This window comes from Dysgonomonas sp. HDW5A (genome assembly GCF_011299555.1).
Taxonomy (GTDB): Bacteria; Bacteroidota; Bacteroidia; order Bacteroidales; family Dysgonomonadaceae; genus Dysgonomonas_A.
In genome coordinates, this window is the sequence record NZ_CP049857.1 from 2,733,356 (window position 1) to 2,747,964 (window position 14,609).

General features: G+C 37.9%; 13 protein-coding genes and 1 riboswitch. Of the genes, 9 read left to right on the plus strand and 4 right to left on the minus strand.

All coding sequences use genetic code 11. The annotated features are described in order from the left end of the window. Window position 1: 1 nt before the first annotated feature. The 4 genes from G7050_RS11350 to G7050_RS11365 form a co-directional block, all read right to left on the minus strand. The gene (locus G7050_RS11350) at window positions 2-1,513 is read right to left on the minus strand and encodes an ankyrin repeat domain-containing protein (protein WP_166115451.1); all 1,512 of its coding nucleotides are present in this window, start codon (window positions 1,511-1,513) and stop codon (window positions 2-4) included. 216 nt (window positions 1,514-1,729) lie between these two features. Beyond that, a complete protein-coding gene (gene cobT, locus G7050_RS11355) occupies window positions 1,730-2,767 on the minus strand; it encodes a nicotinate-nucleotide--dimethylbenzimidazole phosphoribosyltransferase (RefSeq protein WP_166115453.1) in 1,038 nt (345 codons plus the stop codon). Window positions 2,768-2,802: 35 nt separating this feature from the next. Next, complete coding sequence (locus tag G7050_RS11360; protein WP_166115455.1) at window positions 2,803-3,954, minus strand: ABC transporter substrate-binding protein; 1,152 nt, start codon at window positions 3,952-3,954, stop codon at window positions 2,803-2,805. 1 nt (window position 3,955) lies between these two features. Continuing rightward, entirely contained in the window at window positions 3,956-4,657 is a 702-nt protein-coding gene (locus G7050_RS11365) for a precorrin-2 C(20)-methyltransferase (protein WP_166115457.1), read from the minus strand. A gap of 121 nt (window positions 4,658-4,778) precedes the next feature. Continuing rightward, a riboswitch (cobalamin riboswitch) is annotated at window positions 4,779-4,988 on the minus strand. Window positions 4,989-5,138: 150 nt separating this feature from the next. Here G7050_RS11365 and G7050_RS11370 point away from each other — a divergent pair. The 9 genes from G7050_RS11370 to G7050_RS11410 all read left to right on the plus strand — a co-directional run bounded on the left by G7050_RS11370 (window position 5,139) and on the right by G7050_RS11410 (window position 14,609). Continuing rightward, a complete protein-coding gene (locus G7050_RS11370; protein ID WP_166115459.1) occupies window positions 5,139-6,308 on the plus strand; it encodes an esterase in 1,170 nt (389 codons plus the stop codon). A gap of 831 nt (window positions 6,309-7,139) precedes the next feature. Then, window positions 7,140-7,502, plus strand: a complete 363-nt coding sequence (locus G7050_RS11375) for a hypothetical protein (RefSeq protein ID WP_166115461.1) — start codon at window positions 7,140-7,142, stop codon at window positions 7,500-7,502. A gap of 214 nt (window positions 7,503-7,716) precedes the next feature. Next, on the plus strand, window positions 7,717-8,274 hold the full coding sequence (locus G7050_RS11380; RefSeq protein WP_166115463.1) for a hypothetical protein: 558 nt from the start codon (window positions 7,717-7,719) through the stop codon (window positions 8,272-8,274). A gap of 10 nt (window positions 8,275-8,284) precedes the next feature. Next, window positions 8,285-9,610 carry a TolC family protein gene (locus G7050_RS11385; RefSeq protein ID WP_166115465.1) on the plus strand — a complete coding sequence of 442 codons (1,326 nt, stop codon included), beginning with the start codon at window positions 8,285-8,287 and terminating at the stop codon, window positions 9,608-9,610. A gap of 163 nt (window positions 9,611-9,773) precedes the next feature. Then, complete coding sequence (locus tag G7050_RS11390; RefSeq protein ID WP_166115467.1) at window positions 9,774-10,991, plus strand: efflux RND transporter periplasmic adaptor subunit; 1,218 nt, start codon at window positions 9,774-9,776, stop codon at window positions 10,989-10,991. An 18-nt stretch (window positions 10,992-11,009) separates the two neighbouring features. After that, a complete protein-coding gene (locus G7050_RS11395) occupies window positions 11,010-11,471 on the plus strand; it encodes a cation transporter (RefSeq protein WP_166115469.1) in 462 nt (153 codons plus the stop codon). Window positions 11,472-11,495: 24 nt separating this feature from the next. Then, entirely contained in the window at window positions 11,496-12,239 is a 744-nt protein-coding gene (locus tag G7050_RS11400) for an ABC transporter ATP-binding protein (protein WP_166115471.1), read from the plus strand. A gap of 48 nt (window positions 12,240-12,287) precedes the next feature. Beyond that, window positions 12,288-13,508, plus strand: a complete 1,221-nt coding sequence (locus G7050_RS11405) for an ABC transporter permease (RefSeq protein WP_166115473.1) — start codon at window positions 12,288-12,290, stop codon at window positions 13,506-13,508. A 30-nt stretch (window positions 13,509-13,538) separates the two neighbouring features. After that, a complete protein-coding gene (locus tag G7050_RS11410) occupies window positions 13,539-14,609 on the plus strand; it encodes a sensor histidine kinase (RefSeq protein WP_255499114.1) in 1,071 nt (356 codons plus the stop codon).

The window sequence follows — 14,609 nt, forward strand, 5'->3', positions numbered from 1 at the left end:
TTTATTTTTTAACTCTGATTTGATTGAGGAATGGTTCAACCTTCTTGTCCTGTTTCGAATAGTTCTCGACAAGAAGATACAAAGAGCGTTTATAAATGTCGCGTACATTGTTTGGATCAATACTTTTCCAAAGGGAATTTAATTTCTTGACAAGCTCTTTTTCACCTGTCATATTAGTAGCTTCCTCCTCCGAAATTTTTTCTAATCTCCGTATATACCATATCATTTCTCTGACAGCCCTTTCGTGCTCATTTCTCAGATTGATAGGGTTAATCATATCTTCGATAGTCAGATAAAGAACTTCTATTCCGGTTGTATCATCTACAGTCCATCCTTTTGCAGTAATTGGTATTTGCCCGGCTTTTGTCTTCTTTTCTTTTTCTTGTTTTTTAGGCACTCTATTGTCTGCAGGCTTATCTTGTGACGGTTGACGAGGCTTTATAATAACCGAGACCGGACGGTTATTAGGGGCAGGAGGTGTATTCAATATTGTAGAGACCGAAACCCAAAGAGCCTGTAAGCGATGGCGTTGTATTATTAAGGTAGCGATAACGCCTAATGATATAAATACAACTATCCATACTTTATAATACTTTTGTTCGGCTTCTTCTTTTTCTTTTAGGATTCTTTCTTCGTATTCTTTATGACGCTTCGCTGCCTCGAATATAGCTTGATCCAGCTCATCTTCATTTACTATCTTTGGTATTGGCTTTGCATAGGACTCTTTCTCTAACTTTTGTGATATTTTGGCTCCCGACTCAATCCATTCTCGGTATGCAGCCATATAATTCACGATATTCTTTCGATGTCTTTCAGTGCGGACTAATGGTGATGATAGTAATTTTTCATTGTCGAGAGATATTCCGTAATCATCCCAAATCTTGATTAAAGAGAAGTCCGTATTCTTATCTGTTTTAGTAATCCCATAAATAGGATCAGCCTTTAAAATAATATGCCAAACAATTAAATTCCTGCCGGTTTCGTCTGATACCTGAGCCCCTTTACTTAACAAGTACCTAACCATTTTAGTGTTTCCCCGTTGCGAGGCTGTGGCTACTGTACTACCTAGGTCTTTATTTTTAATATCGAGCTTTGCTCCTGCTTCAATCAAAAAATCGACCATCGAAATATCCTTTGATGCTATGCCGTAATCGAGAACCGTGAGATTTTGCAGCATCAGCATGGCTAAAGCATTTTTATCACTATTGTATTCTGACTTATGTTTGATGCGGTAATTGACTTTAGCTCCTTTCTCTATTAATAAGCTTGCCAGTTCTTTGTTGTTATTGCGAGCGGCAAACATGAGTAGGCTTTGTCCGTAATCATCGGTGAGATTGGCATTTCCTCCTTCATTTAATAAACGTTCTGCTAAGGTTTGAAAATTCTCGGATACAGCTTCTAATAATTCTTTTTCCTCGACCGTAGATGCTATTTTTTGCGCCGATAGACTAACCGACAAAAGACAGAATAAAAATAGGATGTAGAATTTTCGGTATAAATGCTTGTCGGACATAGTATTTAGAAAACAGGTCGGTAACTAAAATCTGTAATGTTACATTTTAAATCTTGTAACTTATTATTGTAATTTACCTCCTCCGGTAATAATCTGGTCTGAGACCCTAAATTAGTGTGTGAATTTATTTTTCTCAAAGATATACACCTTTTCTAAAAAACAAAGCGAGATGTAGGTTTAAATTTACATCTCGCTTTGGTGTCTGTTATATATACTTTAAAAATATTTCGTCACTTGAATTTTCTTGAAAGAATTCATCTCATTAATCATCCTTACTGACGAATCAACAATGGGATAAGCACACAAAGCACCCGTTCCTTCTCCTAATCGATAACCTAAATGCAGGATAGGTTTTGCATTTAAGTATTTAAGAACCAGTTTATGTCCGGCCTCATCACCCTGATGTCCGAAAATAGCATAATACAATACATTTTCATTCAATTTAGATGCAGCAAGCAGGCAGTTGGTCATAATAAAACCATCAACCAGAATGACCATTTTCAATTCGGCAGCCTTTAGCATAGCACCTACAGCCATCACCATTTCGTAACCGCCAAAGTAACGGATAATATCTTCGGGCGAATTATCCCCCTTATAATTTTCTTTAGCCTGTTTCAAAACATTATACTTATGTTCCATTATATTTCCTGTATGATCGCAACCTGCACCTACGCAATCTTTCAATGGAATATCTGTCAAACAAGCTGTCCATAAGGCTGATGCTGAAGTATTGGTAATACCCATTTCTCCAAAACCGATAACGTTACACCCTTTGTCGAAACAAGCCTGTACACAATCTGCACCACGTTGTATTGCCAAGTCCATTTCTTCGTGAGTCATAGCAGCCTCATTCAGATAGTTCCGGGTGCTTTTTCGGATCTTTTTATCGATAATCGGATCTTCGGGTTTAAAATCGAAATTAACCCCTGCATCTACAATCTGTAATTCGATTTTATGTTGACGAGCCAGAAAATTAATACCCGCACCTCCTGCCCAGAAATTGGCTACCATCTGAAAGGTTACTTCCTGTGGCGACGGGCTTACCCCTTCGGCTGCAATGCCATGATCTCCGGCAAATACAATATGATGAGGATTAATTAATTTAGGTTCTAATGTTTGCTGAATCCAACCAATTTGCATGGCTAAATCTTCCAATACTCCCAACGAGCCTTTTGGCTTGGTCAGATTATCTATTTTTTCTTGTAAATAAGAACGAACTTCGTCCTTTGGTTTTTCAATGTTGAATTGTAGCATCTTTATTTAGAGTTTAATTTATTTGATATCGTTATTTAGTGCAATATTTCGTAATATACAGGCTTATGATCGGGCAACAGTTCAGGATGAAAAGCCTTTATCAAATCAGCCAGAACAACTTCGGGTTCAACAGGAGCTTTTTCGTAGAATGGTTTCTGACGAAGATTGCAGTATACCACTTTCTTCTCTTTAAAAGCTTTAAAGTCTGCATACCGAGCATCGCTTTGCTTCATTGCTTCGTACGAATAGTCGCCGTCGTGACTTACGAGCATACGCCAAAAATCGGCATCTGCTCCCTTAGAATATACCGATTCGAAATCCATATTTATACCTCCAGTTTCGGTATTGTCTTTCAGAAAATATTCAGCTCCTGCATCACGGAATTGTTGAGCCAGAAAGCTTTTACCACCTACTACATACCAATTGCCCGAACGCATTTCGCCACTCAAAACAATAGGCTTTTTGTCCGCTTTAGAAGCAAGAGTCATCAGGTCTTGATATTTCTTTTCTATCTCTGCGAATTGACTGTTCGCCTGTTGTTCAAAGCCCAGCAGCATGGCTGTAAATTTAATCCATTCGGCTTGCCCAAGAGCAGAAGTCTCCTTATAACCCAGAAAAGTCACCAGAGGAATATTCAGATCCTTGATCGATTCATACCCTCCACGTTTAAATGGAGATACAAGTATAATGTCAGGATCGAGTGCCATAACCACCTCATTGTCAAAATTACCCTCTATGCCTATCTGGCTGGCCTGTCCGTTTTTGATACGGTCTTTCATCTGTTGGTTGAATAAATAATGCGTGCTGGTCATTCCTACGACTTTATCAATAGCATCCAGTTTTATAAAATTAGATAATTGAAGAGTAGTCATGCAAACAACCTTCTGAACGGGAACCTCTATAATAGTGTAATCTTTCGGTATTCCCTCGTGGCTTTGCCCCCGATTGACTAACGCATAGCGATACACAGTCTCGCTTTCGTGTTGAGGGTCTTGAACATCCACCAATCGGTAGTTATCGTTATATGAAACGCTGAAACCTTGTGCGTATTTGACTTCGATGTGAACCGAATCGGATGAGCTTGCCGTAGATAAGGTAGTTGCACTTTCACTCTGCTGATTATTCTTGCAACCGCTGAAAGCGAAGCCGATAAATAAAGTCAGACAAATAATTATTGAGCTTTTCATTTTATTGGTGGATTATCATTAGAGAAAAATAGGGGAATTTGCGGGAAATTATTTCTTGAGTATCGCAAGTGTAATACTCCTTTTCTTTGACACCTACATTTTCGAAGTAATGAAATGTTGCTGTAGGAATCGCAGATATACATTCCTTAACCGCATCCTGACATTGCGAAACCTTCATAATAACCACAACTTTGCCCGAATTTATTTTATCGATCAGGCTGCTTGCTGATATTATTCCCGGAATTACATTCAGTTCCTCTTCTTGTTTTACAATATGAATTCCTGCTAAAGCTCCGCTTGCAATAAATGCAGGAATACCTGCAATATGTTCTACCCGAATGTTTTGTTTAACCAGAGTATCGAATATATAATGAATGGACGAATAAAAACCAGCATCGCCCTCGGCTACAATGGCTACTTTCAGATTCTGGAGATATTGCTGTACAGCTTCCTCAGATACCCGATTATAAGCGTCTATTGCCGGAGAGCGGTCTTTACTCATGGGAACGTGAAAAGGAATGGTCTTTTTGGGGTCGATATCCAGCTCCATCATAATATCCAAAGCTCTCGAAGATACGGCACCTTCTTTGAGAATGGTTGCGGGATAAAAAATACAATCGGCAGTTTGCAGGGCTTTTAATCCTTTGAGGGTTATCAAATCGGCTTCACCCGGTCCTAACGATACAAATACAATTGGAGACATCGTTTCTCAATTCTTTTATACTATTAAACAATACTCAGAATTAAGAGGATACGAAACATGAAGTCGCCATATGCCAGGCATATTTTGAATATGAATGTTCTTAAGCCTTAACCACGAGCTTTAAACTATATATACCTTTGGCAGGTCTTCTGACTTACTCCATCTTCGGATGTCCTTCCCATCTCTCTATTAGAAACAGTGGATCAAATAATATCCAAAGATTGCTTGGCGGAGCTTACAGCAGCGGGTCTGTTCAGGATTTACACCTGATTTCCTTTTCAGCACTTTTTCGTAGATATGAAATTGTGCCACCAAAACGTCTGCAAAGATAATAAAGATCAAATAATAATCACGAATAACAGGCTGTGATAATCCTCGGAACAGATATTTTCTTCCTGCGTCTATTTTACCCTTGCAGTACATCCGTTGTCTGAAAAATAAAAACTACATTTGAAAATGATGAACTTAAATTTAAAATAGCATGAAACGGATATTTTTTATACTTACTATTTGCCTGATAAGTGCAGGGTTGCTGGCTCAACAGAATCTCGATTTCTCTCCAAAAGCAGAAATTGTTTCGCCTCAGATAAATAAAGACAATACAGTAACATTCAGACTGATGGCTCCCAATGCTAAATCGGTAAAATTGCAAGGTGATTGGATGCCCAGTGAGGGATGGACACCCAAATTGCAGGATCTGCAGAAAGACGAAAATGGCTTGTGGAGTTTCACTACTCAAGTACTGCCATCTGACCTGTACAGTTATACATTTATTGTGGATGGACTAAAAGTTATCGATCCCAATAATGTATATCAGGTTCGTGATGTAGCTACTGTAATGAATATATTTCTGATCGAAGGAGGTCTGGGAGACTTGTATAAAGTGCAGAATGTACCTCACGGAACTGTTGCCCGTCGTTGGTACGATTCTCCAAAGCTCGATAGCCCCCGTCGTATCACTATATACACTCCTCCGGGATATGAGAGCAGTACAGATAAATATCCCGTGTTTTATCTTCTGCATGGTATGGGAGGCGACGAAGAAGCCTGGATGGCACTCGGACGTGCTTCGCAGATATTGGATAACCTTATCGCCCAAGGAAAAGCTAAGCCTATGATTGTTGTGATGACTAATGGGCATACAAGCAATACTGCCGCACCGGGAGAGTCTGACAAAGGTTTTTACAAACCCGATATGCGAACTCCCGATATATTTAGTGGAGATATGGAAGCTAATTTTGGAGACGTTATCAAATTTGTTGAAAATAATTACAGAACGAAGTCTGATAAGCAAAACAGGGCTATTGCAGGCCTTTCTATGGGAGGATTCCACTCCTTGTACATTTCAGCAAATTATCCAAATACCTTTGATTACGTGGGATTGTTCTCCCCGGCTATTCTGCCACCGGCCAATGCAGCTTCACCTATGTACACAGATTTGGAGGCAAAGTTATTGGCTCAGCAAGCTAATGGATATCGTCTTTACTGGATAGCTATTGGTAAAACAGACTTTCTGTTTCAGAATGTAGTTGATTACAGATCGAAACTTGATGAAATGAAATTTATATACCAATACAGAGAAAGCGAAGGTGGGCACACTTGGGCAAACTGGAGGCTTTACTTATCTGAATTTGCACCCATGTTATTTTAAATATAGATGTATGTGTGTATGTTGTTGATTGTTAGTTTTTTTTATTCGATTTTTGGTGGTGTTTTTTTTAAAAGTAAGCTTTATAAAACTTAAAAGTTGAATATTCACTCAACAATTTGAACTCTTTTGCGTTTAATGATAAGTAGTGTTTAAATTAAAGTAATAAAGAGATCTTATATTTAATGTTTTATATATTTGTGTTAAAAAATACGAAACATCACCTATTTGTTGATCATTTTTATAACTTTGTTGCTATATGAATGTAGAATTCTAGCTTTGTGGTCAAATCCAGAAGTTGGTTGTTTCTAAAAGAGTTCTTTTATCAAGTGAATTATGTCTTAAGATTATACCAAATCGTCGATTGAAAAGAGATATTTGTCGAAGTTTTTGATATTAAACAATAATTTAAGATAACTTAGTACCAGATAAATCAAAATTTATATAACTTTGTGGTCATAAATCAGAATTATATAAAAAGAAAAAATATTTTCAACTAAGAAGTGATATAAATCCTTTTTAGGTTAGTGTTAGTTAGTGTGTTTGTAGGAAGCCCATGTCGTGATGACAAGGGCTTTTTCGTTTATACAATCCCAGAAAGAAACTTACCATTCTACTGCTGGATAATTTTCGACTGTGGTTCTGCTTGATCAACCATATTATCTTTATTTTTTGCTTAATCTGGTTATTTAAAGGTAACTGTGTCTATCTATTTGATGAAGTAAAAATAAAATATTTTCCTTTCTCTCTAATTACTAAATCAGACTATTGTATCTATAAATAATTATGGCTAAATTGCTTGTTAAATTATTTAAACACTTAAACAATACAAGTATGAGATCACTGAAAACAATGAGCTTTATTCTTTTCTTATTAATCCCTTTTCTGGCATTCACCGGTTGTTCGAATGATGATGACATTACTTTAGATGGAGAACTTTATCTGACTTTTGTCAATACCTCGGATGATTTACATGTGCTTATTTATTCGATGCAGAACACGCAAGTATCACTTTTTGACATTCCGTTGAACACTTATAAGAAACATACTAGTCAATCGCTAAATGTTGGAAATTATCTGATACAACTCAAATCTTCGTATTACAATTACGGAACTGCAGCAGTTCAGATTCAGCAAGGAAAAAGAACTTCAGTAACCTATGATGAACAGAATAATGCTCATACCTCAATAAACTAATAATACAATTTACTATCTGATTTTGAACCAATAAACCAACCTGCTTTTTATTAGTTACAAAATATTTTTAATTATATAGATCACACTGAAAATGCGGACATTTTCAGTGTGATTTTCTTTTTGTCGATAGAATTATCCTCTCTGTCGATTTTGATTGTCCAACTTTCCCTTCCCCTCTATATTTGAATCAGTAAATAATAAAAATATACTGATTATGAAAAAAATACTTTTAGCTATAGCAACTATTGCTGTTTGTTTGAATCTATCGGCACAACCCCCGATGGGCGGTGGAAGACCCGGAGGTGGCGGACGTCCTCCCAGAGGAGAATCTTCGCAACGAGGAGGTGATAGTAATCAGATTGGCATTACCAAATTTCCTGAGATTGAAGGTCTGACGGAGAAACAACGTGAAAAGTTAGTGAAAACACTAACCGATGAACGGAAAGCTGTAATGAAACTAGAAGGTCAGAAGCATGAACTAATGATGCCTACCGATGGCTCCGATAAGCCTAAAGACGATGAAAAGACTATGAAGAAGGTTCATAAAATTGATGAAAAGATCGATAAAGAAAGAACCAAATCTGATCAGAAAATTAGATCCACTTTATCCCCTGAGCAATATGCAATATTCAAAGAGAAGCGTGATCAAGTGGAATTCCGAAGACCCGAGAGGCGTAGAAGCCGACCTGCCGATGGAGAGCGACGCAGCCGTTCTGACAGACAAGGAACTCCTCCGGAGATGCCAATGGATAATGGGTTTGATAATGAATAAGATATAATCAATGAAAAGATATTATTGTATAATTATTTCTGCTGTAACCTTCAGTTTGTTGATCTCAGAATCGCTTTTGGCTCAACAAAGCTGGACATTAAGATCGTGTATAGAGTATGCCCGTGAAAATAATATTCAGGTGCAAAAATCGCAGATTACAGAAGATAGTTATGCCGTAGATGAATTACAGTCGAAAGCGGCACTTTTTCCAAGTCTTACAGGGAATGTTTCGCATGGTTTTTCGAATGCACAAGTGGTGAATACCGATGGTGAGTATAAATTCAAAAGCTCATTGGTCGGACAATATGCCTTGAATGCCAGTGTAACCCTTTTTAATGGAAAGCGTAATCTGAATACTATAAAAGAAGCTCAGTTAAAAAAGCAGTCTCAGGAGTACACCACTCGTGAAACTCAAAATAGTATAGAGATTTCCATTACACAGGCATACTTGCAGATGTTGTATGCACGTGAGGCCATTAAAAACAGCCAGAATATACTCGAATCAACCGAAGTGCAGTTGAAACAAACCAAAGATTTTCTGGATGCGGGTAGTATTACACGAAGCGAGTATGCACAAATAGAAGCTCAGTACAGTGCCAATAAATACGATGTGGTAGCTGCACAAAACTCATTCGATAATTATAAACTTCAGCTAAAACAATTGCTGGAATTGGATCTTGATGTTGATTTTCAAGTCGAATTTCCTCCAATAGCAGATGATAACGTATTGCAAATGGTACCTAGAAAAGAAGACATTTACCGTACAGCATTAAAGATAATGCCCGAAATAGAAAACAGCAAATTGGGTATAAAACTGGCTAATCTCAACAAGTCTTCAGCAAAAGCAGGGTATTTGCCTACGTTAACATTGACGGGAAGTATGGGTACAGGTGAGATTTATAGTCAGTCGCCATCGTTTTTTACTCAGCTTGGACGAAATTTCGATCAAAATATAGGTTTAACATTGAGTATTCCCATATTCGATAACCGACAAAACAAATCGAATGTAGAAAAGGCTAGTCTTGATATCAAAACTGCCGAACTGGCTTTGTTGGACGAACAGAAAGCTTTACTGCGAACAATTGAGAGCCTCTATCAGGATGTAGTATCGGCACAAAGCAAATACGTTGCAGCCAAGGATAAACTCGGATCAACCGAATTGAGCTACAATCTGATATCGGAGCAATATAACTTAGGAGTACGTAATATTGTGGAGCTGACTACCGAAAAAAACAACTACGCAAATGCCTTGCAGGAATTTATACAAGCTAAATACTCAGCCATATTGAGTTTGAAGTTACTTAATTTTTATCAGGGACAGGAAATTAGTCTTTAAAGAAAGTAACAGTTTAGAGTGGTTATACTTGTCGAATTTTTTTAATAGCTCTCCGAGCTTAAGGCCTCAGACCTATTTATTGCTTTGGCAAGTATAATAGCGAGAGATAGTTATGGTTATAAAATGTAGCAATAAATTTTTAGTGTTACTTAATAGAATAGCAATGAATAAAAAAATAAAGAAATACCTAATTATAGCAGTTGTAATAATTATAGCCTGTGGTCTTTATTTCTTCTTACCCCGAAGCGAAAAGTCTGCAATGATTTTAGATACAGCTAAAGTCCAAAAAGGAGATATTGCAACATCGGTTACCGCCACAGGTACTATCGAGCCTATCAAATTAGTAGAAGTTGGTACACAAGTGTCGGGTGTAATATCCAAGATATATGTAGACTACAATTCGGTCGTAAAGAAAGGCGAAATATTAGCTGAGTTGGATAAAAACCTTCTTAATTCGGAGTTGGAGAATGCACAGGCTGTTTTACTGTCGAAGCAAGCCGACTTTCTGAATCAGCAGCGAAATTTTAACCGCCAAAAAGAACTTTGGGCAAAACAAGCTATCAGTAAAGTTGACTGGGAAGCTGCACAAACTACTTACGAAACAGCTAAATATGCAGTGACATCATCCAAAGCTGCAGTCTTTAAAGCTCAGACTAATCTGGGATATGCAACCATTTCGTCTACCATTGACGGTGTTGTAATATCCAGAGCAGTAGAAGAAGGTCAAACAGTAGCGGCCTCTTTTAGTACTCCTACCTTATTTACGATAGCTAACGATTTGACCAAGATGCGTGTTATTGCTAATGTCGATGAAGCCGATATAGGTGATGTAAGTGAAGGTCAACGGGTTTCGTTTACGGTTGATGCCTATCCTGACGATGAATTTGAAGGAAAAGTGGTGCAGGTACGTTTAGAAGCAACTACCACTTCCAATGTTGTGACATACGAAGTGGTTATAGATGCACCGAATCCCGATTTGAAATTAAAACCCGGATTAACAGCCAATGTAAATATATACACAATGGAAGAAAAGGATGTGCTTAAAGTTCCGTCAAAAGCTTTGAGGTTTAATCCCGATCCTGCATTACTGAAAGATATTAAAGATTTGGTTGTAGAGCATCCTATAGCCTCTGATCCCAAAGACAAAACTAAAAAAACAGTTTGGATAAAGTCGGAGAATAAACTATCGCCCAGATTGATCACTGTGGGAGTTTCGGATGGAATAAATACGATGGTGAAAGATGGTTTGAAAGATGGGGATGTAATTGTTACAGGTATCTCGCAGAAAATGGAAGCAGGAACGCCTAAACCCGAAGCTTCTGCAAGTAGTGGAGAATCAAGCCCATTTATGCCAAAACGACCCGAAGGGAATAAAAAATAAATATTGAAAGAAAATCAGATGAAAAAAAACAAAAAGAAAGTGGATAACATATTCGAAATACTACTATTATCTCTCTGCTTGATCATGCCAATGATAGGCTATGCCCAGTCAAAACCGACTGACGGCGATCGTAAACCGAATCATCAGCAAGTGCAGGTTGATTATTTGACCGAAACCTATCAATTTACCGATAATCGATTCACTGAGTACGATTTGAGAAGACACATAGAAGAATTAGCAGGAGTAGTTGCCGTGCAGGTGAATATGGGTAAATCTAACGTTGTCGTGAAATTCGATAAGAGTAAAAATAGTAAGAGCAAGCTAAAAAAATCGCTAAAGAAACTGGGTGTACCCGGCAATTTTGTTGATTCTAATAAAAAAGAAAATAAGAATACTAAAAAAGGCGACAACAAAAACGATCAATCCAAAGAAAACGGTTCTAATCGTGAGAATCAAGGTCATGGAAATGACAGGAGATAATTGTCAATCCTAAAAAGTAAGATAATGGCTAAAGAAATAATAAAAGTAGACAATCTGAAACGCGACTTTGTGGTAGGTGAAGAAACAGTACATGCTTTGCGAGGTGTGAGCTTCTCCATCTTCGAAGGCGAATTTGTGACCATCATGGGAACCAGTGGTTCGGGTAAATCTACCTTGTTGAATATCTTGGGTTGTTTAGACACACCTTCGGTAGGTGACTATTATTTGGATGGAGTTTCGGTGCGTACAATGGATAAAAATAACAGGGCGACTCTTCGCAACCGAAAGATCGGTTTTATCTTTCAATCCTATAATCTTTTGGCTAAAACCACAGCCATCGAAAATGTAGAACTTCCATTGATGTATAATTCGTCCGTTTCTTCTAAAGAGCGTCGCGAACGTGCTATTAAATCTTTGCAGGATGTGGGTTTGGGTGACAGGCTCAATCACAAGTCGAATCAGATGTCGGGAGGTCAGCAACAGCGTGTGGCAATTGCCCGTGCTTTGGTAAACGAGCCTGTTATTATTCTCGCAGATGAGGCAACCGGAAATCTGGATACACGAACGTCATTCGAGATACTGACTCTTTTGCAACGGATGCATAAGGACGAAAACCGGACTATCATTTTTGTAACTCACAATCAGGAAATAGCAGAATTTAGCAGTCGCAATATTGTGATTCGAGACGGACGTATCAAAGAAGATGTCTATAATACAAATATACGTTCGGCAAAAGACGTTCTCGATAGTCTACCCAAAGAAAACTGATCTTAGGAACATCAAAAACAAAGGTCTGTGACTTTAAAAAAGTAAGGTATGAATTTTATCAATTTATTTAAAATAGCACTTCGAGCCCTCAGCGGTAATAAGTTCAGAGGTTTTTTAACCATGCTGGGTATTATTATCGGTGTGGCAGCAGTTATTACGATGCTTGCCATAGGGCAGGGGTCGAAGCGTAGTATACAGGATCAAATATCGACAATGGGATCGAATATGATAAATATTCGTCCCGGAACAGGGCAGTTTGGAGGAGTTCGTCAAAGTGCATCCAGTATGCAGACGCTCAAATTGGAGGATTATGAAGCAATTGCCGATCAGGCTGAATATATTTCGGCAGCTTCGCCCGAAGTTTCATCATCAGGGCAAGTTATTTTCGGAGCCAATAATGCACCGACCTCCATCTATGGAGTAAATCCGTCTTATCTCGATATTCGTAAATATACAGTAGCTCAGGGAGAGATGTTTACCGAGGCAGATGTAAAATCGTCAGCTAAAGTTTGCCTTATCGGGCAGACAGTTGTAGATAATCTATTTACTAATGGTGAAGATCCTGTGGGACAGACTATCCGCTTCAATAAAATACCCTTTAGGGTAATTGGTGTATTGACCTCAAAAGGCGATAATACGATGGGTATGGATCAGGACGATCTTATTCTGGCTCCTTATACAACGGTTCAGAAACGTATTCTGGCGATTACCTATATTCAGTCGATCTCAGTTTCGGCAGCTACCGAAGATGCTACCGAAGACGCCATTAAGAGTATTGAAGATATTCTGCGCCAACGTCATAAAATAGGAGCCAATGCTGAAGACGACTTCAATGTGCGTTCGCAAAAAGAACTGATTACGATGATGAGTTCCACTACCGATATGATGACCGTATTACTAGCCTGTATAGCAGGTATCTCATTATTGGTAGGAGGTATCGGTATCATGAATATAATGTATGTGTCTGTAACAGAGCGTACACGTGAAATAGGACTGCGTATGTCGATAGGAGCCAAAGGTATAGATATATTGATGCAATTTCTTATAGAAGCCATCCTGTTAAGTGTAACGGGTGGGGTGATAGGAGTCGCTATTGGAATAGGAAGTTCGTATCTGGTGAAAAATATTTTGTCCTGGCCTATCGATATTGAGATTTATACTATAGTTTTGTCTTTTCTGGTTTGTACTATTACAGGCATATTCTTCGGATGGTATCCGGCGAAGAAGGCATCGGATCTTGATCCGATAGAAGCATTACGCTATGAATAAAAGCAACGGTTTTAATTATCTCAAACAAATATGAATGTGAAGAATTCCATCAAACTATTTTCGCACATACTGATCTGGTGCATTGTATTACTTGTACCTGTCTATATTATGTCGAGAGAAGGTACTTTTGATAGCAAACCTTACATTTCTTATTTTACTCAGGTGGGTATCTTTGCCTTGTTGTTTTATATCAATTATTTATACCTGATAGAAAAGCTGTTGTTTCATAAAAAAATTGCGGCTTATATCTGTGTAAATATCGTGCTTATAGCTATGCTGGTCGGTATTCAGACAATGGTTATGGATTTTATTTTTTCTTCATTTTATACAATGAATCCACCACCGATGGGAGAAAGGGAAGGTGTTCCGCGAAGGCATAAGCCTCCTTTTGGGATGCGAATTTTTACCGATTATTTACTTATTATCTTTGTTATAGGATTAAGCGTTGCCATAAAAATGACAGCTCGCTGGTATCGCGATTCTATTAACTACGAAAAAGTAAAGAGTACTCAACTTGAAGCTGATTTGCGGAATCTGCGAAGTCAGCTCAATCCACATTTCCTGTTCAATACACTCAATAATATATATTCGCTGATAATTATCGATCAGCATAAAGCTCAGGATTCGGTGCATCGGCTAAGCAATCTTTTAAGGTATGTATTGTATGATAACGACCGTAAGTTTGTACCCATTGATAAGGAGCTTGAATTTACCCGTAATTACATTGATTTGATGAAGCTTCGGATAAGTTCGAATATTCGATTAAATGTATTGATAGAGAATAAAGAAAGCAAGGATATGATTGCTTCGTTGATGTTTATGACGCTTATCGAAAATGCCTTTAAACATGGCTTGAGTTCCGATGAAGATTGTTTTATAGACATTAAAATACTGGTAGAAAAAGAAAAAGGGGTGTTGTGTACAGTCGAAAATAGTATATCCGAATCGGAAAACCATATCGAGACAGGTAATTCGGGTATAGGACTTGCTAATCTGACCAAAAGACTTGAACTCATTTATCCGAACAATCACGAACTTATAGTAGAAAGACGAAGCGAAAGCTTTTTCGTATTATTACGGATTGACTTTCCTCAAAAATGA